This window comes from Microbacterium phyllosphaerae, from assembly GCF_017876435.1.
In the GTDB taxonomy this organism is placed as follows: Bacteria; Actinomycetota; Actinomycetes; order Actinomycetales; family Microbacteriaceae; genus Microbacterium; species Microbacterium phyllosphaerae.
This window is the reverse complement of sequence record NZ_JAGIOA010000001.1, coordinates 1,527,703-1,549,630: the sequence shown is the minus strand read 5'-3', so window position 1 is coordinate 1,549,630 and position 21,928 is coordinate 1,527,703. Positions and strand designations below refer to the sequence as shown.

General features: G+C 67.5%; 19 protein-coding genes. 5 read left to right on the top strand and 14 right to left on the bottom strand.

The window, feature by feature from the left end:
- Nucleotides 1–21: 21 nt before the first annotated feature.
- The 4 genes from JOF42_RS07225 to JOF42_RS07210 all read right to left on the bottom strand — a co-directional run bounded on the left by JOF42_RS07225 (nt 22) and on the right by JOF42_RS07210 (nt 7,926).
- The gene (locus JOF42_RS07225) at nt 22–2,481 is read right to left on the bottom strand and encodes an ATP-dependent helicase (RefSeq protein WP_210097240.1); all 2,460 of its coding nucleotides are present in this window, start codon (nt 2,479–2,481) and stop codon (nt 22–24) included.
- Nucleotides 2,482–2,631: 150 nt separating this feature from the next.
- Complete coding sequence (locus tag JOF42_RS07220; RefSeq protein WP_210097239.1) at nt 2,632–5,742, bottom strand: lamin tail domain-containing protein; 3,111 nt, start codon at nt 5,740–5,742, stop codon at nt 2,632–2,634.
- 130 nt (nt 5,743–5,872) lie between these two features.
- The gene (locus tag JOF42_RS07215; RefSeq protein ID WP_210097238.1) at nt 5,873–6,892 is read right to left on the bottom strand and encodes an ABC transporter permease; all 1,020 of its coding nucleotides are present in this window, start codon (nt 6,890–6,892) and stop codon (nt 5,873–5,875) included.
- A complete protein-coding gene (locus JOF42_RS07210; protein WP_210097237.1) occupies nt 6,889–7,926 on the bottom strand; it encodes an ABC transporter ATP-binding protein in 1,038 nt (345 codons plus the stop codon). The genes JOF42_RS07215 and JOF42_RS07210 overlap by 4 nt, the downstream gene beginning before the upstream one ends.
- Before the next feature lie 98 nt (nt 7,927–8,024).
- On the opposite strand from JOF42_RS07210, the gene JOF42_RS07205 reads away from it, so the two are divergent.
- Both JOF42_RS07205 and JOF42_RS07200 read left to right on the top strand, forming a co-directional pair.
- Entirely contained in the window at nt 8,025–8,420 is a 396-nt protein-coding gene (locus JOF42_RS07205; protein WP_210097236.1) for a YccF domain-containing protein, read from the top strand.
- A 32-nt stretch (nt 8,421–8,452) separates the two neighbouring features.
- A complete protein-coding gene (locus JOF42_RS07200) occupies nt 8,453–8,914 on the top strand; it encodes a hemerythrin domain-containing protein (protein WP_153302145.1) in 462 nt (153 codons plus the stop codon).
- A gap of 9 nt (nt 8,915–8,923) precedes the next feature.
- On the opposite strand, the gene JOF42_RS07195 is transcribed toward JOF42_RS07200, so the two are convergent.
- The gene (locus JOF42_RS07195; RefSeq protein WP_042539452.1) at nt 8,924–9,910 is read right to left on the bottom strand and encodes a glycerophosphodiester phosphodiesterase family protein; all 987 of its coding nucleotides are present in this window, start codon (nt 9,908–9,910) and stop codon (nt 8,924–8,926) included.
- A gap of 87 nt (nt 9,911–9,997) precedes the next feature.
- Here JOF42_RS07195 and JOF42_RS07190 point away from each other — a divergent pair, with 87 nt between their 5' ends.
- Together JOF42_RS07190 and JOF42_RS07185 are read left to right on the top strand one after the other, a co-directional pair.
- Nucleotides 9,998–10,927 (top strand): Bax inhibitor-1/YccA family protein, encoded by a 930-nt coding sequence (locus tag JOF42_RS07190; RefSeq protein WP_210097235.1) that lies wholly within the window; start codon nt 9,998–10,000, stop codon nt 10,925–10,927.
- 158 nt (nt 10,928–11,085) lie between these two features.
- On the top strand, nt 11,086–11,358 hold the full coding sequence (locus tag JOF42_RS07185) for a GlsB/YeaQ/YmgE family stress response membrane protein (RefSeq protein WP_210097234.1): 273 nt from the start codon (nt 11,086–11,088) through the stop codon (nt 11,356–11,358).
- A gap of 84 nt (nt 11,359–11,442) precedes the next feature.
- Here JOF42_RS07185 and JOF42_RS07180 read toward each other — a convergent pair whose 3' ends face one another.
- Both JOF42_RS07180 and JOF42_RS07175 read right to left on the bottom strand, forming a co-directional pair.
- Nucleotides 11,443–12,729, bottom strand: a complete 1,287-nt coding sequence (locus tag JOF42_RS07180) for an RNA polymerase sigma factor (protein ID WP_210097233.1) — start codon at nt 12,727–12,729, stop codon at nt 11,443–11,445.
- Nucleotides 12,730–12,865: 136 nt separating this feature from the next.
- Entirely contained in the window at nt 12,866–13,684 is an 819-nt protein-coding gene (locus JOF42_RS07175) for a hypothetical protein (RefSeq protein WP_210097232.1), read from the bottom strand.
- A gap of 110 nt (nt 13,685–13,794) precedes the next feature.
- Between JOF42_RS07175 and JOF42_RS07170 the strand changes: the two genes are divergently transcribed.
- The gene (locus JOF42_RS07170; protein WP_210097231.1) at nt 13,795–15,057 is read left to right on the top strand and encodes a hypothetical protein; all 1,263 of its coding nucleotides are present in this window, start codon (nt 13,795–13,797) and stop codon (nt 15,055–15,057) included.
- Nucleotides 15,058–15,116: 59 nt separating this feature from the next.
- Here the strand turns inward: JOF42_RS07170 and JOF42_RS07165 are convergent, their stop codons facing one another.
- The 7 genes from JOF42_RS07165 to JOF42_RS07135 form a co-directional block, all read right to left on the bottom strand.
- On the bottom strand, nt 15,117–15,545 hold the full coding sequence (locus JOF42_RS07165; protein WP_210097230.1) for a YciI family protein: 429 nt from the start codon (nt 15,543–15,545) through the stop codon (nt 15,117–15,119).
- A 114-nt stretch (nt 15,546–15,659) separates the two neighbouring features.
- Nucleotides 15,660–16,598 (bottom strand): L-lactate dehydrogenase, encoded by a 939-nt coding sequence (locus JOF42_RS07160; protein WP_210097229.1) that lies wholly within the window; start codon nt 16,596–16,598, stop codon nt 15,660–15,662.
- Between the two features lie 145 nt (nt 16,599–16,743).
- Nucleotides 16,744–18,330 (bottom strand): glutamine-hydrolyzing GMP synthase, encoded by a 1,587-nt coding sequence (guaA, locus tag JOF42_RS07155; protein ID WP_210097228.1) that lies wholly within the window; start codon nt 18,328–18,330, stop codon nt 16,744–16,746.
- Entirely contained in the window at nt 18,327–18,797 is a 471-nt protein-coding gene (locus tag JOF42_RS07150) for a DUF3817 domain-containing protein (RefSeq protein ID WP_210097227.1), read from the bottom strand. Before JOF42_RS07150 ends, guaA begins: the two co-directional genes overlap by 4 nt.
- A gap of 41 nt (nt 18,798–18,838) precedes the next feature.
- A complete protein-coding gene (locus JOF42_RS07145) occupies nt 18,839–19,816 on the bottom strand; it encodes a class I mannose-6-phosphate isomerase (protein WP_210097226.1) in 978 nt (325 codons plus the stop codon).
- The gene (locus tag JOF42_RS07140) at nt 19,813–21,021 is read right to left on the bottom strand and encodes an ADP-dependent glucokinase/phosphofructokinase (protein ID WP_245340745.1); all 1,209 of its coding nucleotides are present in this window, start codon (nt 21,019–21,021) and stop codon (nt 19,813–19,815) included. Before JOF42_RS07140 ends, JOF42_RS07145 begins: the two co-directional genes overlap by 4 nt.
- 18 nt (nt 21,022–21,039) lie before the next feature.
- Nucleotides 21,040–21,903, bottom strand: a complete 864-nt coding sequence (locus tag JOF42_RS07135; protein ID WP_210097225.1) for a ketose-bisphosphate aldolase — start codon at nt 21,901–21,903, stop codon at nt 21,040–21,042.
- Nucleotides 21,904–21,928 lie beyond the last annotated feature (25 nt).

Below are 21,928 nucleotides of genomic sequence, written 5' to 3'. Positions count from 1 at the left end.
CAGCCTAACCCGCGAACCCGCTCAGATCTTCTCGATCGGCGCGACCTTGATCAGGAGCTTCTTCTGTCCTGCCGAATCGAAGCGCACATGCGCGATGCGCTTCGCGCCCTCGCCCGTGACCGCGTCGACGCGCCCCTCCCCGAAATCGGAGTGCCGGATGCGATCGCCCGTGGCCAGCTCGAGATCGCCGTTGTCGCGCATCTTCGCCGTCACCCGGTTGGGGAACTTGTCCATCGCGGTCGACAGCGGCTTGAGCGAGTCGCGTCCTGGGAGCTGCGTGACCGCGAAACGGTCGCCCGAGCCCGAGCCCGACCCGCCGAATCCTCCGGCGCGGCGCGCGTTGAGCGCGCGCGACTGCATTCCCCCACGCGAGTTCACATCGCCCGGCGACTGCCGCCAGTCGATGAGCCCCGCGGGGATCTCCTGCAGGAACCGGCTGGGCATCGCGACCGAGACCTCGCCGAACTGGGCGCGGGTCATCGCGAGAGACAGGTGCAGGCGCTTGCGCGCACGCGTGATGCCGACGTAGAAGAGTCGACGCTCCTCCTGCGGACCACCGGGCTCGCCCGCCGAGATGCGGTGCGGAATCAGATCCTCTTCGACGCCCGTGACGAAGACGGCGTCGTACTCGAGGCCCTTCGCCGTGTGCATCGTCATCATCGAGACCGAGCCGGACTCGTCATCGAGGTCGTCGGCGTCCGAGACGAGCGCGACCTCGGTGAGGAAGTCGACGATCGTTCCGTCGGGGTTGTTGCGGGCGAAGTCGCGCGCCACGGCGACGAACTCGTCGAGGTTCTCGACACGCGCCTCGTCCTGAGGGTCACGGCTCGCGCGCAGTGCGTCGAGGTACCCGCTCTTGGACAGAAGAACGTTCAGCCCGTCGGCGACCGCCGTCGGCGCGGGCACCTCACCGGAGGCGGGGAGCATGATCTCGGTCGCCTCGGCGAGCACCGCGTCGAGCTGAGCGATCCCGGCCTGGATCTTCGGACCGAAGCCGAGCTGATCGGGCACGGACAGCGCCTGGCGGAAGGTGATGCCGTGTTCCTCGGCGAAGCGCGCGATCGTGGTCTCGGTGACGTCGCCGATACCGCGTTTCGGCTTGTTGAGGATGCGCCGCACAGCCATCTCGTCTGCGGGGTTCGACACCGCGACGAGGTAGGCGAGCGCATCCTTGATCTCGGCGCGATCGTAGAACTTCGTGCCGCCCATGATCTTGTAGGGCACGGCCGAGCGGATGAAGATCTCCTCGAGCGCACGGGACTGCGAATTGGTGCGGTAGAAGACAGCCATCTCGGAGTACGGCATGCCCGACCGGCGCAGGGCCTCGACCTCGTCGGCGACGAACTGGGCCTCGTCGTGCTGCGAGTACCCGGTGAAGCCGACGATCATGTCGCCGTCGCCCTTGTCGCTCCAGAGCTTCTTGTCCTTGCGATCGAAGTTGTTGCCGATCACCGAGTTCGCAGCCGAGAGGATGTTCTGGGTCGAACGGTAGTTCTGCTCGAGGAGCACCACGCGGGCTCCGGGGAAGTCCCGCTCGAACTCGCTGATGTTGCGGATGTCGGCGCCGCGGAACGCGTAGATCGACTGATCGGAGTCGCCGACCACCGTGAGCGACGCGCCCTCGAGCTCGGGGGTCGTCTCGGGCTCGAAGATCATCATGCCGTTCGAGGCATATGGGTCGGGGGCGTCGCCCGACACCGGCCGGGTGAGCTCATGGATCAGCGCGTACTGGGCGTGGTTCGTGTCCTGGTACTCGTCGACCAGGATGTGGCGGAAACGCCGGCGGTAGGTGTCGGCGACCTGCGGGAACGCGCGGAACAGGTAGACCGTCTGTCCGATCAGGTCGTCGAAGTCGAACGCGTTGGCCTTCTGCAGCTGGCGCTGGTAGTCGGCGAACAGCTCGACGAAGATCCGCTCCGCCGGGTCGCTCATGTTGGCCTGGCGCGCATAGGCATCGGCATCCGACAGGTCGTTCTTGAGCTTCGAGATACGGGACTGCACGGACGCGGGGGTCAGACCGTAGGCGTCCGCCTCGTGCTCCTTGACGAGACGCTTGATGAGCGCACGCGAGTCGCCGGAGTCGTAGATCGTGAACGACTTGGTGAACCCGAACTGCTGGGCCTCTCGGCGCAGGATGCGCACGCAGGCGGAGTGGAAGGTCGAGATCCACATGCCTCTCGCCGCATCGCCGACGATCGCCTCGACGCGCTCTCGCATCTCGCCCGCCGCCTTGTTGGTGAAGGTGATGGCGAGGATCTGGCTCGGCCAGGCCTCTCGCGCACGCAGCAGCGAGGCGATGCGGCGGGTGAGCACGCTCGTCTTTCCCGACCCTGCTCCCGCGACGATGAGCAGCGCGGGGCCGCGATAGGTCACGGCTTCGAGCTGCTGAGGGTTGAGGCCGGCGAGAAGGTCGTCCTGCCCCTGTTCCCCAGTGGGGCGAGGGCCGACGGATCCGGGGACGATGAGGGGGGCTTCGGTCATGGCCTTATGAGTCTAAGCCGCGCCACCGACACCGACCGCGGGTGAGCGTCTCGTCCGCGAGCGCTCAGCATGTCGAGGCCCGCCCGGCGACGAGAGAGGATGCACGATTCCCCGCGCATCCTCCCCGTCGTCGTGTCGGAGGGGTCCGACTCAGAGGGTGCTCCTGCGTCGACGGACGATCAGCCCGCCGGCGACGATCAGCATCAGCGCGAGGGCGATCAGCGCAGCAGGCACGTCCGCGCCCGTCGCGGCGAGTCCGCCGGGTTCGGTGATGCGGATGTCGGCCCAGCCGATCAGGTCGCCCGTCGCGGAGTAGACCGCGATCCGATGAGCGCCGAGCGCGGCATCCGTCGGGATCGTCACCGTGAGCGCGCCGGATGCGGTTGCCGAGCCGGATACGAGCTGCACAGGGTCGGAGTACATCCAGACCGAGATCTCGTCACCGGCGCTGTCACCGCCCGCCGTCACCGTGACCTGCGATCCGCGCGCCGCGACCGCCGGGTTCACCGTGACGCCGTTGCGGTTGCCGTCGGTGAGCGCACTGCCGGGAAGCGCCGGATTCTCCCCCGGGTTCTCTCCCGGGTTCTCTCCCGGGTTCTCGCCGGGGTTCTCTCCCGTTGCTCCCGGAAGGGTCCCGACCCGCAAGGCCTCGGATGCGAAGCCGTCGGCGAACCACCACACCGGGCGCTGACCCCCGACCGAGAGCGAGGCAGGAGCGGTGGCGAAGCCCTCGTTGTTGATGTCGGGCATTCCCGCAGGGCGGGCGAAGTGCGCGATGCCGGGCGTCGCCGTGCCGTTCAGCGTGATCTGTGCGGACTGCCCGTGGCATCCGTCGTCGCAGACGGCCCAGAGCACGTCGAGCACACTGTCGTAGTCGAGGGCCATGACCCCCGCGAGACCTGGTGCGATCTCCGACACGAGCGTCGCCGCGCCGTCGGAACCGAGCGCGAACGCATAGACGTGTCCGTTGTCCTCGACCGCGACGAAGAACAGCCCGTCGCCGTGCCCGGCGTAGTCCGCCGAGTCGTAGGCCGCGCCCGTGTTGGTGTCGAAGAGTGCGCCGTCGAGTGCACTGTCGGGCACCCACTGCACGGCCTCCATGCCGAGGTTCGCACCCACCGCGGGCAGCAGCGAGGTGAGGTCCCACTCCTGCTGCGCGACGAGGTCGCCGTTGCCGGCTTCGGGGTCGACCCTGAGAACCGTGTTCTGGTTGACGCCCTTGGCGCTGTTGTCGCGCTCGGAGGCGACGTACACGAAGCCGTCACCGTCGACCGTGATTCCCTCGGTGTCGGGCCCCGCAGCGCCCGGGTTCGCCGCATCCCGCTGGAATCGCACGCGCTTGCCCGACTCCCACCCGTCGATCTGAGAGAACGACCCGTCTGCGTGAGCCTCGAGCTTCCAGATGCGTCCCTCACCGTTGTCGACCGCCCAGAGGAACGAGCCGTCTGCCGTCTCCTGCACGTCGAGACCGGAGCTGTCCTCGAGGAAGGTCGGCACGGTGTCGAGCACGCGGACGTCGGCAGAACCCGGCCACGTCGAGACCGCGATCTCGCCGGCGCAGACGTTCGCCGCACCCTTCGTGCTCTCCGCGGTCACGGCGAAGGCGCCGGTGATGTCGGGGCAGCGCCCCCACGTGGTCGCCGCATGCCCCGCGCCCCAGGTGGTGGAGTCGACGAGCAGGTCGCCGTCGAACACGCGCACGGTGTCGCCGTCGAACACGCGCACGGTGTCGCCGTCGCCGAGGCCGAAGCCGAGATCGGCGCCCTCGATGACGAGGTATCCGCCCGCGGCGATCGTGGTGGCGGCCGGGATGACGTACGAGTGGGTGTCGTCGTCGTCCTTCACGACCACTCCCGCGACGTCGAGGACCGACGAGGTCGGGTTGACGAGCTCGATCCAGTCGCCGGGCGATCCACCGTCGGACTCGACCTCGTTGATGCGCACCGGGTTGCCGCATGCGTTGCGCTGGCCCTTGGTCGAGACCGCGATGTCGACGAAGTCGCCGCTGCCGTCCGCGCAGCGCGCGAGGACGCCCGCCGCATGCGCCGCGTACACGTGCTCGTCGACGACGTTCAGGTTGGCGTCGCGCAGGGTGACCGTGTCGCCGTTGCCCAGGCCGAACACGAAGTCCTTCGGCTGGTCGAAGACGAAGTAGGCGCCGGGTGCGAGCACGGTGCCCGCGGGGAGCGGTGTCGTCTCGGCGGCGTGGCCGACGGGGTCGCCGTCCATCACGGTCCAGCCCGAGAGGTCGACAGCAGTGCTGCCGGCGTTGACGACCTCGACCCAGTCGGTCACGTCGCCATTGGACTCGATCTCGTTGATCACGACATCGGGCATGACGCAGGAGTTCGCCGCCCCCGGAGTCGAGTACGCGAGCACGAAGGCTCCCTCGCCGTCGGGGCAGCGCGCGAGCGTCGCGGCGATCACGTCGCCGTCGATCGCGGCGTGCCCGCTCCACGGGAGCGTGTCGTCGATCTGCACGCCGGCCTCATCGAAGAGACGGATGCGGTCGGCGCTGCCGATTCCGATCGGATCGCGGAACGCGGTCTCGACGCCGTCTACCAGTCCGATCGAGCCTTCCTCGACGACGAGGAACTCGCCCGCGGCGATCTCGGTGCCCGGCAGGAACTGCCAGCGGTGGTCGTCGGAGTTGTCGCGGATCTCGTATCCCGAGATGTCGAGAGCGGCATCGCCCGCGTTGTAGAACTCGACCCAGTCCGCCGGCTGCGAGTCCACCTCGTTGATGACGATGCTGCCGCCGAGCGGGTTGTCGGCCGCGAACACGTTCGCCGCGCCCTTCGTCGACTCGGACGTCTCCGCCCATTCCAGGGTGCCCTCGACCTCGCGCGCACCCCACGTGACCGCAGCGTGAGCCGCCCACGATGTCTCGTCGACGAGCGCGGTGCTCGGGTCGAACAGGCGCACCTGGTCTTCCTTGCCGAGTCCGAAGGTGAAACCGTCGCCTCCCGCCGCCACCTGGTCGAGCACGAGGTAGGCGCCGGGCTCGACGATCGTCCCCTCGGGGAACGTGTAGGACTCGTCCTCACCGTTGTCCTTGACGACGTAGCCGCTGAGGTCGACCGCGACGTCCGACGTGTTGACGAACTCGATCCAGTCCCCGGGTGTGCCCCCGTTGGACTCGACTTCATTGATGCGGACACCGGATTCGGCGCCGGTGGCGGCGAGCGGAACGGCGAGCAGAGCGGCGGCGCTGAGCGCGCACACCGTCGTGATCGCAGCCGCGGAGTGCAGGCGGGACATGGGGCTCCTGAGGAAGGCAGACGGGTATCACCCCACACCACCGATTCCGCATGGCGTCCCGACGTCTCCCCGGTGCACGGACGGTGAACGGCGAGTGGCCGTTCACCGTCCGCCGTCCACCGGCATCCGCTCAGGCGATGCGCGTCCCCGGGGGCAGCCGCGTGGCGGGAGTCCGGGTGCGCGACCAGGCCCCGGCGAACAGCGCGCCGGCGATCACGATCTGCACCCCCAGGCCCACGAACCAGCTCGGCACCGTGCTGTCGATGATCTCCTGCGGGGTCGGATAGTCGTACGGATCGGACGAGCACTCGTCCCAGCGCTGATCGATCGGGGATTGCTGCGCGCTGCGCACGCCGAGCTTGATCTGACCGAACATGTCGACGGGGTAGCCCTCCGGGCTGAACTCCGTCGGCGTCGCATCGGCGAGCACCACGAAGGGGTTCGCCGCGAGCACCCACCAGACGAGGTCGAAGCGGGGCACCTCGGTCGTGTAGGTGTCCCACGACTCGCAGTCGACGTTTCCCACATCGTCGTACGGCCGGCTGTACTGCGTCGTCTCGGTGCGGATCGCCATGCCGCCGAGCGCGAAGACGATCAGGGTTCCGATCGTGAGTCCGGCGACCACGAGGTACGTGGTCGCGACCGAGAACAGAGGGCGAGCGATCAGACCGCTGAGACCCACCCCGATCGCTGCGACGATGATGATCTCGACCACGAGCACGAGCAGCGACACGAGCAGCACGAGCGGGTTCGATCCTCCCCCGAGCAGCGAGATCGCCAGGAACGGGATCGCGACGATCAGGAAGGCGAAGCCGGTCGCCACGGCAGCGACGAGCTTGCCGAGCATGATGTCGCCGGTCGAGACCGCAGTCACCTGCACGGCTGCGAGGGTCGCCGCCTCGCGGTCGCCGTTGATGGCGTTTCCGCTCAGCGTGGGCGAGACGAGCGCGACCAGGAGGAGCACCATGTTCACGACGATCGAGAACACGCCGGCGCCGATGAACTCACCCCAGGCGTAGACCGCGAAGGAGAGCGCCGTCACACCGATCAGGACGACGGCGAAGACACCGAGCAGGATGTACCAGCCGACGCTGCGCAGCCGCTGGGTCAGCTCGAGACGGGCGATGATGCGGATGTTCGTGAGGCTCATGCTCCCGCCTCCTCGGCGCTCGGAACGGCGGGCGGGGGCGGCGGTGCCGTCGGTGGTGCGGTTGGCGCCGCAGATGCCGGTGGCGCCGAGGCGGCTGCGGCGGCCGCCGCCGCAGCCTGGTGGTTCAGGGCGAGGAACGTGTGCTCGAGCGCGCTCTGCGCCGGCGCGAACTCCGACACCCTGAGTCCTGCGTGCACCAGGGCGTGCAGACCGAGCGCGGCCGCATCCTCGGTCTCGAAGCCGACGAGCACTCCTCCACGGTCAGCACCGAGCGACTCGACGGGGATGCCGAGCGTCTGCGCCACCTGCCAGGAGTCCGCGTTCTGCCGCGCAGCATCCGCCCCCACGAGCCGGATCCGCCAGGCCCGACCCGTCGCCTGCGCGGGAGCGGCATCGACGACCGAACCCGCGACGAGGAAGACGGCGTCGTCGACGACCTCCTCCAGCTCCGAGAGGATGTGGCTGGAGATCAGCACCGTGCGCCCCTCTGCGGCGAATCGTCTCAGCAGCACCCGCAGCTGGATGCGCGCCTCGGGGTCGAGCCCCGACGCCGGCTCATCGAGCAGCAGCACCTGCGGATCATGCACGAGCGCGCGGGCGAGGCCGAGCTTCTGCTTCTGGCCGCGGGAGAGCACCTTCGCAGGCGAGTCGGCGAGAGCACCGAGATCCACCAGTTCGAGCAGATGCGATGCTCTGGCTGCGGCCTCCGCCGGCGGGATGCCGTACAGCCGCGCCGTCGTCGTGATCGTCTCGCGAGCGGTCAGCGAGGGCCAGGCGCCGAGCGAGTCCGGCATCCAGCCGAGCAGCCGCCGAGCAGCGAGCGGGTCCTCAGACGGATCCACCCCGCCGATGCGGATGGTGCCGGCGTCGGGAGCCAGCAGAGACGCGAGCATGAGCAGCAGCGTCGTCTTGCCTGCGCCGTTGGGGCCCACGAGTCCGGTCACCCGCCCCGGTTCCGCCCGTAATGTCGCGGCTCGCACCGCGTGGACGCTCCCGAAGGATCTGCTGACGCTGTCGACGATGATTCCGGTCATGCGGTCAGTCTGGCATCGACAGCGGCCCGATCCCGGGAGGCCGAAACGGATCCACGGCGAACCGGCAGATGCTCAGGCGACGGTGCGAGGATCGTGTCGTGCGCACGATCCTGAACATCATCTGGCTCATCTTCGCCGGACTCGGCCTCTTCCTCGGGTACATGCTCGCGGGAATCCTGCTGTGCATCCCGATCGTGACGATCCCGTGGGCGATCGCGTCGTTCCGCATCGCCCGCTACGCGATCTGGCCGTTCGGGCGCGAGATCGTGAGCAAGCCCACCTCGGGCGTCGGGTCCTTCCTCGGCAACGTCCTCTGGGTGATCCTGGCCGGCTGGTGGCTCGCCATCGGACACATCGTCTCGGGCCTCGCGCTGTGCGTCACGATCATCGGCATCCCGATGGGCATCGCCGACTTCAAGATGGTCCCCGTCTCGCTGATGCCGCTCGGCAAGGAGATCGTGTCGCGCAAGGGCGCGTTCGATCGCACCCTCTGACGGATCGCACCGTCCGACCTAGACTGGCCGGAATGGATGCAGACCGCCTGATCGCCTGGGACGAGGAACTGCGTCGGGCCCACACCCGACTCCGAGCGGCCCTGGAGGCGACGCGAGCGGCTCTCGACGAGGGCGACGACCGCCCGGATGCCGCCTCCGATCTCGCCCTCTTCTGCATCGGCTTCTGCTCCGCGCTCGACGGCCACCATCTGAGCGAGGACCGTGCCCTGTTCCCGGCCCTGCGTGCGGAGCACCCCGAACTCGGCGACGTGATCGACAAGCTCATGCAGGATCACTCGATGCTCGCGCACCTGCTCGGCGCGCTGCGGACCGCCGTCGAGGACGGCGAGAGGGCCGAGACGATCGAACGACATCTCGGCGGTGTCGCCGCGATCATGGAGTCGCACTTCCGATTCGAGGAGCGCGAGATCCTGGCCCCGCTGCGCGCACTGCATCTCGATCGCGCGGTGCCGGACGTGCTCGGCCCGCTCTGAGCACCCCGCTCAGTCTCGGAAGAACCCGACACCGAGATCCGGATGGTCGACGAACACCCCGTCGACCCCGGTGCGCGCGATGACTCCCCACTCGGCCTCGTAGTCGCCGTACGCGCTCTTGCCCCCACCCGCACGGAACTCCGACGCCAGGAACCTGTTCTCGGGCCGACATGTCCACGTGAAGACCGTGAGCCCCCTGGCATGGGCGTCTTCGACGATCGTGTTGCCCCGCGCGAGGAGCATCCGCTTGTCGACGCTGATGCCGTCGACAAGCCCCGCCCACCCGTCGAGGCCCTGGGCGGTGACGGCGTCCTTGTACGTCTGCCCCTTCGACCCGTGTGCGACGAAGAGGTCGTAGGGTCGCCCCGCGGCCTCGATCAGGTAGACGTAGGATGCCGCGACACCGCGTTCCTTGAGCTGCGCGAGCACCGTGGATTCGAACGACTCCACGATCAGCGGCAGCTCTCCGTTCGCCCACCCCGCGGCGCGCAGATCACGGTCGATGAGCGGCGCGAGGTCCAGGCCGACGCTCGCGAAGTACGTCGCGTGCTTGACCTCGAGCACGACGCCGATCTCACGGCCGTACTCGACAGACCCCGCTCGCACGATGTCGAGCACGTCGATGAGACGGAGGATCCCCTGCGACCCGTTGAAACTCGCACTCGACGCTCGCACCTCGGGGAGACGTTCGCGACTGCGCAGCGTCGCGAGCTCGTCCCACGTGAAGTCCTCGGTGAACCAGCCGGTGAGCGCCTCGCCGTCGACGCGCTTGGTCGTCTTGCGCTCGGCGAACTCCGGGTGCTCGGAGACATCCGTCGTACCCGAGATCTCGTTCTCATGCCGCACGACGAGCACGCCGTCCTTCGTCGCCACCACATCGGGTTCGACCGCATCCACCCCCATCGCGAGGGCGAGCTCGTAGGAGGAGCGACTGTGTTCGGGACGGTAACCGGGCGCACCGCGGTGCCCGATCACGAGAGGCGATTTCCTGGGCACGCTCTCAGCGTAGGACACCCTGATGAACCGGCATTCCGGCTATCGTTGAGGAAAGAGACCTACAACCCACTTTGGAGTGAGGCCCACATGAGCAACTTCGCCTTCAACAACCCGGCGTTCCAGCAGCAGGATCCGCGCAACGTCGCGACCTACCCGGGTGCGCCGCAGGGCGCTCAGGGCGCACAGGCCGCGTCGTTCCAGCACGGCACGATGGACGCTGCTGCGAACGCACAGCTGGAGGGCATGTACGCCGCTCCGCCCGCCGGCGCCATCGAGACCGACCGCATGTCCGTCGAGGACACCGTCTGGAAGACCGCCGGACTCTTCGGAATCCTTCTCGTCACCGCGGCCATCGGATGGTTCGTGACGCTCGGCGGCGTCGCGGCACCCGAGCAGAACCCCTACAACCAGTTCCAGCCGAACATGCTGCCGTGGATCGTCGGTGCACTCGGTGGCTTCGTGCTCGCGATGGTCATCTCGTTCACGTCACGCAAGAAGGTGCGCCCCGCGCTGATCTTCGCGTACGCCGCCTTCGAGGGTCTCTTCATCGGTGGCATCTCGGCGTTCTTCGAGGTGCTGTACCCCGGCATCGTCTTCCAGGCCACCCTCGCCACCGTCTCGGTGGTCGGCGTGACTCTGGCACTCTTCGCGAGCGGCAAGATCCGTGCGTCGAAGAAGGCCACCAAGATCTTCATGATCGCCATGATCGGCTACCTCGTCTTCTCGCTGCTCAACGTGGTCCTCACCTGGACCGGCGTCCTCGGCGAGGGAGCGGCCTTCGGTCTGCTCAGCAAGGTCGAGATCCTCGGCATCCCGCTGGGTCTCATCATCGGCGTTCTCGTGGTCATCATGGCCGCGTACTCGCTGGTGCTCGACTTCGACCAGATCCAGCAGGGCGTGCGCAACGGCGCTCCCCGCAAGTACGGCTGGCTCGGCGCCTTCGGCATCATGGTCACGGTCGTCTGGCTCTACGTCGAAATCCTGCGCATCATCGCGATCGCCCGCGGCAACAACTGACCCCCGGTCGATCGAAGAGGCCCGTTTCCTTCCGGAGGCGGGCCTCTTTGCATACTCGAAGGCCTCAGCGCAAGGGGTTGGCTGATAATCAGCTGGGAGGGCACAGTGGATCACACGAGCCCTGGCACCCTGGGGCTCACGAAACAAAGGAGCTGAACATGAGCTTTCTCGGATTCCTTCTTCTCGGCCTGATCGCCGGAGCCATCGCGAAGCTGATCCTTCCCGGCAAGCAGGGCGGCGGATGGTTCATCACCCTCCTGCTCGGCGTCGTGGGCGCGCTGCTCGGAGGATGGCTCGGAAGCCTGATCCTGAACCGTCCCCTCACGGAGTTCTGGGACCTCGGCACGTGGCTCCTCGCCATCGGCGGCTCGATCATCGTGCTGCTGATCTACGGCCTGGTCGTCAACCGCGGCAGCAAGGCCCGCAGCTGACCACATCGCGCACCGCGCGGTGAACAGAACCGCCCTCGTTCGAAGCACTGCTTCGAACGGGGGCGGTTCTTCGTGCGTCTGCCGTCAGCGCGCCGCGGCCTTGGCCTCGAGGAGCGCGCGTTCGCGATCGTTGCCCGCGAGGGCGGCGGCGACGGCGAACTCGCTGCGGGCCTCCTCGTCGCGTCCGAGCCGGAGCAGCATCTCGCCCCGCGTCGCGGGCAGCAGGTGATAGCCGGCGAGAGCTCCCGAGGCGGCGAGCTGATCGATGATCTGCAGAGCGGATGCCGGACCTGTCGCCATCGCCACGGCTGCGGCGCGGTTGAGCTCGACCACAGGTGACGGCGCGATGCGGCCGAGCGCCTCGTACAGCACCACGATGCGGTCCCAGTCGGTCTCGTCGACGGATGCCGCGAGCGCGTGGCACTCGGCGATCGCCGCCTGCAGGCCGTAGGGGCCGCGACCGGCGCCGAGCGAATCCGCGGTCGCCAGGGCGGCACGCCCACGTGCGATACGGCTGCGATCCCAGCGGCGCCGGTCCTGGTCGGCGAGCAGCACGGGTTGGCCGTGCGCATCGACGCGAGCGGGGAACCGGGTGGCGGTCAGCTCCATGAGCGCGAGGAGGCTGTGCACGTCGCGCTCTCGGGGCATCAGCGCCGCGAGCACGCGCGTGAGTCGGATCGCCTCGAGACTCAGCTCGGGGCGCATCCAGTCCGGACCGCTGCTGGCCGCGTGCCCCTCGTTGAAGATCAGGTACAACACACCGAGGATCGCGCCGAGTCGCGCGGTGTGCTCGTCGCGGGGAGGCATCTCGAAGGGCACGTGCGCTGCCGCGAGGGTCTTCTTCGCGCGGACGATGCGCTGCTGCACCGTGGCTGTCGGCACGAGGAACGCCCGAGCGATCTCCTCGCTCGACAGGCCGCCCACCACCCGCAGCGTCAGCGCTACCTGCGCCTCTCGCGAGAGCACGGGGTGACACGCGATGAAGATCAGCCGGAGCACGTCGTCGTCGACGGCATCCGGGTCCCACGGGGCGGCATCTGCGGCCTCGGCCTGCTCGCGCTCCAGGTCGTGGGCGAGCACAGCCATCCGGTCGTCCAGCCGCTCGCGGCGGCGCCAGCCGTCGATCGCCTTGCGCTTCGCGACGGCCGTGAGCCACGCGGCGCCGTTGCGGGGCACTCCATCGATCGGCCATTGCCGCAGAGCATCCAGCAGCGCCTCCTGCGCGAGGTCCTCGGCGAGGCCGAAGTCACCGACCGTCCTCGTCAGGGTGCCGACGATCTTCGCGGACTCGATGCGCCACACGGCCGCGACGGCGCGCTCTGCGGCACCCGTGTCGGATGCGGAGCGCGCCGTCTCGCTGTCGTGAGTCATCTCAGGCCCCTCCGAACTGTGCCTGAACGAGTGACGGTGGGCTCCGGTCATCCCGCGTCCAGAGATATGGCTTCTCCACCGCGGACTTCGCTAGGTCTGCTGGCCAAACCGGGTGCCCCGCCTGTCGCGCGGAGCCTCATCGGGAGTCCGAGTCCGAGTCCGAATCCTCCGTGCGCATCATCATCTGCAGTGTTTCAGGAAGCAATTCCAGCCGCCTGGCTGTCTGCTCTGCCCCTTTGGAACTGATCCCGTTCGTTCGAAGCTCAAACGCCAGCGTCGCCTTGACGAGTGCCATCGAGATCGCCCGTTCACCCGACGTGCCTTCGTCACCTCGCAGTTCCGCCAAGTACGCAGCACCTCTGCGCAGGTCTTCCGTCCTCTGGTTTCGATCGAACCGTGCTTTGAGAACCTGCTCTCTCACGAGCGCTGTGTCCCATCGGAGCTTCCTTGCATCTTGGAACTGTTTGACGACCCAGACGAGACTCACGACGCCACCTACCGCCAGCGGCGCGACCTCGAGAATCCACTCCAGCGGATTCCGGTAGTGAAGCTCGCGCGACCGTGATCTGATCTCCTCCCGTTCCCCGAGTCCCGCCAAGACCAACGGCACCGCTGTCACGGCGCGGGCGAGAGCTACGCCGGGCTTCTCAGTCCCGTTCAAGGCCGCTTGATGCATCGCGTGGCCCAACTCATCGACATCCGCCACGCGGATTCCCCATCGATCGAGTTCGCTCTCCAGTTGAGTCACCGTGAGATCCGCGTTCGAGGAGAGGGAGCTCTGGAGCTGACCAAGCGCCTGGCCCAGCAGACCGATCGCTGCGAACGACTGGACCGTCAGCGCCAGATTCTCGACGACCGATGCCAGGTGAATTGAGTCCACACTAGGGCCGAGGTCGGCCTCGATGAACAGTTCGGGCGTGCGCTGCCGCCGCTCCGTGTCTAGAGTCGTACTCAACTGAAGGCTCCGATCTCTGATGTGATAGCTGAAATGAACTGCAGAATACACGGTTCAATGACAGCGGCATCTTCGTAAGCAGTAAGCGATGAGGTGACGGTGGATATCCGATGATCGAGATCTCAGCCGAAGTGCGTCAGGTACTCGGGGACATCGTTGCAGATCGCATCAAGTCTGACCATGTCGACGCGATTTGCGACGTCGATGGCACGAGGGTGTCCAGCGAGCGAGGCGACGATATCGCGGTAATCGTCCATTGCTACCTCGACGAGACGATCGTGCGATTCGCACACGCAACCTGCGCGTTCTCAGAAGCTCTCTACTACTCAACTGCAGCGGCACCGATGAGCTTCGAGGATGTCCGGGTCTCCGCGGTCCTTCTGCCCGGTGCGGGCGGCTACCGCGCCGCAGTGATCATCGCTCCTCAGTCCCTGCAACGCGAATACCTGCCGTCCGGCGACTCGATGTCGCTGATCATGAACGTGTTCTTATCGTTAGGCATGGAACTGACTGGGAAACTTGGCGCGTCCGGCCCTCTCCTCTCCGACTGCGTTACCGTGATAAACCCATCACGCGCGTCAGGACGAATCGTCGGCCCAGAGGTAGGCCTCGACGTGCTTGAGTCTTTCGAATGGGCAAATCCCGAATGGCCGACGATCGCCGCGAGATCAGGCGAAATGACATTGTTCGTAACCGATGCAAATCTCGACGACATTGTTCAGGACGATCGGCAGGTGATCTTCCAAGTGCTCAACAACGCGGCCAAGCAGGGACGCGTTGCTGTCGCTCGACTCTCGGTGAAGATCGACTTCGAGCGAACGGTGCAGAGCGAAGTCGACAGCGTGATCGCGGCTGCCCACGATCTCGCCGACACCCTCGATTCATTTACCCGGCGGCGTGCGCCTTCGCTGGTCGCCGGCGACCTTCTGTTCGGGCACCGGCTTGCAACGAAGCCCGCTCTCTTACCTGTACGGATCGACTCCTTCGCGGTGCTGATCATCGACCTCAACGACCCGGACGAGTCGAGAGCTCGCTATTCGTTGGGCCTCATGCGCGATGCCGGCTTCCCTGATAACTCCGGGATCGACAACGATGACCTCATCCAGCCTGGCCCAGGGTGGTCAGCCGTCCTCTGGCCTTCACAGGTGCACATTTTCGCGCCGGGCCTCGATCAGCGGAAGCACGCGCTCCTGTTCGCATCGTTCGACGGAGTCGATGAAAAGTGGTTCGAGGCCGCGCGCCGATCGATGGCGTTCGCGATCATCGTTGGAAATCACATAGTCGACGCGGGTATGGATGAGCAGACCCTGATCGACCAACTGCGGTCCGGCGCCTGGCTTGGCGCTGCAATGCCCATACTGCCGTCGAGGTGACGCGCTCTGCGGCACCCGTGTCGGATGCGGAGCGCGCCGTCTCGCTGTCGTGAGTCATCTCACTGCTGGGCGCGACGCGCCTCTTCCTCCTCGCGCCAGCCCTTCTCCTTCTCGATCCACTCGTTGTCGGCCGGGAAGTCGGACTCGTCGGTCACTCGACGCACCTCGAGGAACGACCCCTTGCCGAGCGGTGCCCGGCTCGCCCACTCCGCCGCCTCTTCGCGACTGGACACCTCGAGGATCCAGAAGCCGTTGAACAGCTCCTTCGTCTCTCCGTAGGGCCCGTCGGTGATGAGCGGCGTCTCGGCGCTGAAGTCGACCACGAAGCCCTCGGCCGCGTCGCTGAGGCCCTCGCCCGCAGCCAGCACGCCGGCCTTGATCATCGACTCGTTGTAGGCGCCCATGGCCGCGATGACCTCTTCGAACGGCATCTCCTTGTATGCCTCGACTGCTTCGTCGTTCGAGCGCATGATCAGCATGTACTTCATGATGTTCTCCTTGGTGGGTGGGGCCGCTTCTCGACCCTCTCATTGAAGACGTCGAACGAGAACACCCCGGATCGACACGCTCGTCGAAGTTTCTCGAGATTCTTTCCGGCCGGGTCAGCCGAGCTCGTCGATCGCCGCCCGGATCGCGTCGGCGGAGGCCTGCAGCAGCCCTCGTTCGTGCTCGCTCATGGGCGTCTCCGCCAGCGGCACCGCACCCGCCGCACCCACGACCGACGGCACCGACAAGGCGACTCCCTGCAGACCGTATTCGCCGTCGAGCACCGTCGCGACCGGGAGCACGGCGCGCTCATCGTGCAGCACGGCCTCGGCGATGCGGGCGCAGCTGACACCGATCGCGAGGTTCGTCGCCCCCTTGCCGCGGATCACGGCGTAGGCGGCATCGCGCACCTCGATCGCGATGCGGTCGAGTTCCTCGACCGTGAACGGCTCCTCGGCGGGCCAGTCGAGAATGGGGACGGAGCCGATCGTGGCGTTCGACCACAGGGGGAACTCCGTGTCGCCGTGCTCGCCCACGATGTCGGCGTGCACGCTCGCAGTGCTCACGTTCGCCCGATGCGCGAGGCGCCAGCGCAGCCGCGAGGTGTCGAGCACGGTGCCCGACCCGAACACCCGATGGGGCGGGAGACCCGAGACGCGCTGCGCGACGACCGTCATCACATCGGCGGGGTTGGTGACGATGATGAAGACCGCGTCCGGGGCACGCTCGACGAGCTGCGGCATGAGCTTCTCGAGTAGACGAGCGTTGATCCCGGAAAGCTCCATGCGGGTCTGCCCCGGCTGCTGCTTGGCCCCCGCGGTCACCACGATCACGTCGCTGCCCTCGACGACGGAGAGATCGGAACCGCCGCTCACGGCCGCTGAGGTGAACTGCGTGCCGTGGGCGAGATCGAGCACCTCGGCATCCACCTTGTCTGTGGCGATGTCGTAGAGCGCGACCTCGGCCGCACTCCCCCGGATCAGCGCCGCATATGCGACGCTCACCCCCACGCTGCCCGCACCGATAACCGTGATCTTCGTCCGCGCCTTGGTCATAGGCTCATCCTGCCCGAAATACCGCGAACGGGCACGGACCGTGATGGTCCGTGCCCGTTCGAGGTCACCGCGGCGGGATCACTCCCACTCGCCCGCTGGCGCGTTCGAGTGCCACGCAGTGCCTAGGCGAGTGGGAGCTCCTGCGTCACTCCCACTCGATGGTTCCCGGCGGCTTCGAGGTCACGTCGAGCACGACGCGGTTGACGTCGCGGACGCCGTTGGTGATGCGGTTGGAGATCTTCGACAGCACGTCGTAGGGCAGGCGCGTCCAGTCGGCGGTCATGGCGTCTTCGCTCGACACCGGACGCAGCACGATCGGGTGGCCGTACGTGCGACCGTCGCCCTGGACGCCGACCGAGCGGACGTCGGCGAGCAGCACGACCGGGCACTGCCAGATGTCCTGATCGAGGCCTGCCTTGGTGAGCTCCTCGCGAGCGATCGCGTCGGCCTCGCGGAGGATCTCGAGGCGATCCTGCGTGACCTCTCCGATGATGCGGATGCCGAGGCCGGGCCCGGGGAACGGCTGACGCCCGACGATGGCCTCGGGGATGCCGAGCTCGCGGCCGATCGCACGCACCTCGTCCTTGAACAGGGCGCGGAGCGGCTCGATCAGCTCGAAGTCGAGGTCGTCGGGGAGACCGCCCACGTTGTGGTGCGACTTGATGTTCGCAGTGCCCGCGCCGCCGCCGGACTCGACGACGTCGGGGTACAGCGTGCCCTGCACGAGGAACTTGACCGGAGCGCCGCCCGAGGCCTTGGCCTCGGCGACGAGGTCGAGCTGCACCTTCTCGAACGCGCGGATGAATTCGCGCCCGATGATCTTGCGCTTCTCCTCGGGGTCGGTGACCCCCTCGAGGTGGCCGAGGAAGGTGTCGGCCGCGTCGACGGTGATCAGTCGCACACCGGTGGACTCGACATAGTCCTTCTCGACCTGCTCGCGCTCGCCCTTGCGCAGCAGACCATGGTCGACGAACACCGCAGTGAGCTGGTCGCCGATGGCCTTGTGCACGAGAGCCGTCGAGACGGCCGAGTCGACGCCACCCGAGAGTGCGGAGATGACGCGGGCGTCACCGACCTGCTCGCGGATGCGCTCGATCTGCTCGGCGATCACGTTGCCGCTGTTCCAGTCGGAGGCGAGCCCCGCACCCTTGTGCAGGAAGTTCTCCAGCACCTGCTGACCGTGGTCGGAGTGCTTGACCTCGGGGTGCCACTGCACTCCGTAGAAGCCGCGCTCCTCGTTCGCGAAGGCGGCGACCTTGGTGGCGTCGGTCGTGGCGAGCACATCGAAGCCCTCCGGGGCCTTGGCGACCTGATCACCGTGGCTCATCCAGACGTTCTGCTCTGCCGGCTGGCCGCCGAGCAGGGTTCCGCCGTCACCCGAGATGACGGCATCCGTCGCGCCGTACTCGCGGAGGCCGGTGTTCGCGACCTCGCCACCGAGGGTCTGCGCCATGTACTGGAAGCCGTAGCAGATGCCTAGCGTGGGAACGCCCAGGTCGAAGACCGCGGGGTCGAGGCGCGGAGCGCCCTCCTCGTACACCGACGACGGACCACCCGAGAGGATGATCGCGACCGGGTTCTTCTCGGCGATCTCGGCGGCCGTGGCGGTGTGCGGCACGATCTCGCTGTAGACACCGGCCTCACGCACTCGACGGGCGATCAGCTGCGCGTACTGCGCGCCGAAATCGACGACGAGCGCGGGGCGCTGCTGGGTCTCGGACTGTTCGGTCACCGGACACCTTCCGTGGCAGGGGCGGAGGCCTCGGAGGCCTCCCTCGAAGCGAGGTAGGCCTTGACGTCGCGAGCGACGATGGCCTCCATGAAGAACGACAGCAGCGGAATCACGCCGCCGAGCGCGAGCAGGATGAAGCGCAGGAAAGGCCAGCGCATCAGGCTCCACATGCGGAAGCACGCGAAGAGGTAGACGACGTAGAACCAGCCGTGCGCCACGAGGATCGAGAGCGAGATGTTGAGTCCGTCGCCGGTCGATTCGAGGCCCTCAGGGCCCTCGACGACGGGAGCGAACCACAGCAGGCCGCCGGATCCTCCCGCGAAGAGCTCGAGTCGGATCGGCGTGTACTTCAGCACCATCTCGGCGACCAGCAGGAGCAGCATGACTCCGGTGATGATCGACGCGACCTGGTAGAACTTCAGCGCACCACGGATCGCCGGAAAGCTGGCGACTTTCGGTTCGGGCATGACTCCAGTCTAGCCGGGGAGAATCCGCGTCGATTCCGGCCTCAGGGCGCCGGCGGACGTGCGACGAGCAGCTCACCCGCGCCTGTCGCCTCGAGTGCTCCGGCCGCGTGGGGCACGAGCAGGGTCGAGCCGCTGCGGAGTCGCTGCGCTCCGATCTCGGCCTCCCCCTCATTCACGATCACGATCGAGAAGCCCTGATCGACGGTCGCTGTCCCGTGCAGAGGGATGCGCTCGAGTCGGAAGTACTCATCAGCTGCCTCGGGGAAGGCCGATCCGGACTCGGGGGCGGTGGAGATGAGTGCGGCGAGGGTGCTGGCCGATCGTGCGCGGGTGGTCACCGCGGCGAGCGCGAGGTCGAAGCCGAGCCCGAGATGGCCGACCGCCGCGCCGTCGATCGCGAAGCCTCCCCACTCGAGCAGGATCGACAGATCTTCCGGCTGTTGCAGCTCGAGCAGCAGCACGCCCGCACCGATCGCGTGCAGCTCGCCCGGCGGCACCCACACCACGTCTCCCGCAGCGACCTCGACCTCGTGCAGCAGACCGAGCAGCGTCGTCGCATCCTGTCGCTCGACGAGGGTCGCCAGATCGTCTGCCTCGACATCCTGTCGAAGGCCGACGTGCACGGTGCCGCCCTGCAGGATGTACCAGGCCTCGGCCTTGCCGTGCGCTCGGCCGAGGTGCGTCGCCGCGAAGTCGTCGTGCGGGTGCGCGTGCACGGGCAGTCGCTGACCGGCATCCAGCAGCTTGACCAGGAGTCTCGTGTCGGCACCCCACCGTGCGACGTGCTCGTCGCCGAGCCAGGCGACCGGATCCCGCACGATCGCGTCACGAAGCACTCGCCCGTCGGGAAGCGTGGTGAGACCGAGCTCGGGTTCGCCGTTGACGGTGGTCGTCGAGCCGATCCAGTCCTCGGGTTCGCGGGGCTCGGCGGCGTCTTCGCCGCGGAAGGCGCTGATGCGCGCACCACCGCGGTAGAAGCGCTCGGCCGGTCTGTTTGAGGGCAACAGGACGGGGTTCATGCGTTCTCCTTCGAGAGCACGGCGCCGGCGAGGAAGCCGCCGACGAATGTGTCGCCGAGACCGACCGTGGTCGGCGTGGGGACATCGAGCGAGAACGCCGCGACGCCGACGGCACCGGGGAGCGCGGCCTCGACCGCGACGACGAGGGCCTCCCCTCCCCCGTGACGAGGCATCGCGGCCGTGTCATCGATGTCGGCCGAGGTGAGGGCGTCGCCCACGCGGTAACGGGTGGCGGCGACGCGCACGGCGGAGTCGAGCGCGGAGCGGTGGCGGCCGGCGTCCGGCCCCACCGCGATCGCCCAGTAGCGCGTGTGCACGACCAGCGCCCGCGCGGGGATGATCGTCTGAACCTCGCGAAGCGCGCGGATGACGTCGGCCGTATCGAGCAGGTTGACCGCGCGCCCGAGGTACTCCTGCAGCTCGTCCTCGTTCATGCCGTAGACGTCGATCTGCGGGAGCAGGCGTCGTCGCACCGTGTCGGCGAAGTCGCGGGTGTAGAAGCCCGCATCCTCGTAGTAGACGAGAGCGTCGGCGGGGAGGCTCTGCATCGCCCGATGCACCTCGGCGAGTCTGAGCTCGAGCAGGTCGTGATCCTGCATCGTGTTGAATCCCGAGACGAGGAACACCCCGGCGCCGGACAGGGACGCGGGCAGTTCGGCCGAGAGCAGCATCCGCCGGTTCGGCGGATCGTTCGCGAAGATCAGCCGGTTGGGCGCGGGCGAGAGCACATCGCCGTCGGTGAGCCGCACGTGCGCGCCGACCGGGTACTGCACGATCAGGTGCGGGTCGAGGGTGTCCTCGGTCGCCGAGCAGATGTACGAGATCGTGTCGGGCAGCAGCCGCCGGACGTTGTCGTCGATGCTCACGAGGTGTTGGGTGCTCGGGAGCCCGAGGGCGTCGAGCACGAGGCCCGCCCGCACCCCGGTGCCACCGAGAGTGATCGCGTAGTCGAAATGCGAGACGAAGTCCTCGATCACCTCGGACGAGGCGACGAATCGCTCCGCCCCCGTGCCCGAGGCGACGAATGCGAGCACTGCCACCAGCAGCGAGCGTTCGTCGACGATCGGCGCCGTGGTCGTGAGCTCGTGGCGCCGCACGCCGTGCGCATGCGCCAGCGTGTCGAACACCGATGAGTCCCACCTGAGCTCATAGTCGACGGTGCCGCCGAGTCCGAGTACGAGCGTTCTGTCCACGTCGCCGATCATCCTCTGATTGTCCGCAGTTCAGTACAGCGAGGCCTTGCCGTCTGCCCCGAACAGATCGATCTTCTCGGCAGCGGTCACCTTCATCGCCTCGAGCGCCGCCGGCTGGATCGCGTTCGGCTCGCGCAGACGCTCATCGGTGCCGAGCACCTCGCGCATGCGGTTGTGGTACGAGACCTTGATGTCACTGGAGATGTTGATCTTGTTGACGCCCAGCTCGACCGCTCGGCGGAGCTCCGCATCCGGGTTCGACGATCCGCCGTGCAGCACGAGGGGGATGCCGATCGCGGCCTTGATCTCCTCGAGCAGATCGTGGCGCAGCTCGGGGTTCTTGTCGCTCGGGTAGAGGCCGTGCGAGGTGCCGATCGCGATCGCGAGGCTGTCGACCCCGGTCTCCTCGACGAAGCGCACCGCGTCGGCGGGGTTCGTGTAGATGATCTCGGCTGCACCCGACTCGCCGTAGCTGTCGTTCGCGCCGATCGTGCCGAGTTCGCCCTCGACCTGGATGCCGACCGCATGAGCTGCGTCGACGACCTTGCGGGTGAGCGCCACGTTCTCGTCGAACGGCAGCAACGAGGCGTCGATCATGACCGAGGTGAAGCCGGCCTTGATGGCCGTGATGATCTGCTCGTAGCTTCCGCCGTGGTCCCAGTGGATCGCGACGGGCACGCTCGAACGGTGCGCACGCGAGTGCATCGCGGCGATCAGATCGGTGGTGATGTGGGAGACCTCGTCGGGGTGGATCGCGATGATGACCGGAGCGGCCTTCTCTTCACTGATGTCCATGATGCCGTTGAACATCGCCCAGTCGCTGATGTTGAACGCCGGGATGGCGAAGTTGTTCTCGTTGGCGACATCGAGGATGGATTTGCCGGTGTAGAGCACTTGATTCTCCTGTTTCGTGGTGGTC

Bases quoted from the DNA above. Each gene is read 5' to 3' on its own strand.
- JOF42_RS07210 (WP_210097237.1), bottom strand. From the start codon at position 7,926: ATGACCGGAATCATCGTCGACAGCGTCAGCAGATCCTTCGGGAGCGTC.
- JOF42_RS07190 (WP_210097235.1), top strand. From the start codon at position 9,998: ATGAGCAACTTCGCCTTCAACAACCCGGCGTTCCAGCAGCAGGATCCG.
- JOF42_RS07160 (WP_210097229.1), bottom strand. From the start codon at position 16,598: ATGACCAAGGCGCGGACGAAGATCACGGTTATCGGTGCGGGCAGCGTG.
- JOF42_RS07180 (WP_210097233.1), bottom strand. From the start codon at position 12,729: ATGACTCACGACAGCGAGACGGCGCGCTCCGCATCCGACACGGGTGCC.
- JOF42_RS07145 (WP_210097226.1), bottom strand. From the start codon at position 19,816: ATGAACCCCGTCCTGTTGCCCTCAAACAGACCGGCCGAGCGCTTCTAC.
- JOF42_RS07170 (WP_210097231.1), top strand. From the start codon at position 13,795: ATGATCGAGATCTCAGCCGAAGTGCGTCAGGTACTCGGGGACATCGTT.
- JOF42_RS07150 (WP_210097227.1), bottom strand. From the start codon at position 18,797: ATGCCCGAACCGAAAGTCGCCAGCTTTCCGGCGATCCGTGGTGCGCTG.
- JOF42_RS07165 (WP_210097230.1), bottom strand. From the start codon at position 15,545: ATGAAGTACATGCTGATCATGCGCTCGAACGACGAAGCAGTCGAGGCA.
- JOF42_RS07215 (WP_210097238.1), bottom strand. From the start codon at position 6,892: ATGAGCCTCACGAACATCCGCATCATCGCCCGTCTCGAGCTGACCCAG.
- JOF42_RS07185 (WP_210097234.1), top strand. From the start codon at position 11,086: ATGAGCTTTCTCGGATTCCTTCTTCTCGGCCTGATCGCCGGAGCCATC.
- JOF42_RS07225 (WP_210097240.1), bottom strand. From the start codon at position 2,481: ATGACCGAAGCCCCCCTCATCGTCCCCGGATCCGTCGGCCCTCGCCCC.
- JOF42_RS07140 (WP_245340745.1), bottom strand. From the start codon at position 21,021: ATGATCGGCGACGTGGACAGAACGCTCGTACTCGGACTCGGCGGCACC.
- JOF42_RS07220 (WP_210097239.1), bottom strand. From the start codon at position 5,742: ATGTCCCGCCTGCACTCCGCGGCTGCGATCACGACGGTGTGCGCGCTC.
- JOF42_RS07200 (WP_153302145.1), top strand. From the start codon at position 8,453: ATGGATGCAGACCGCCTGATCGCCTGGGACGAGGAACTGCGTCGGGCC.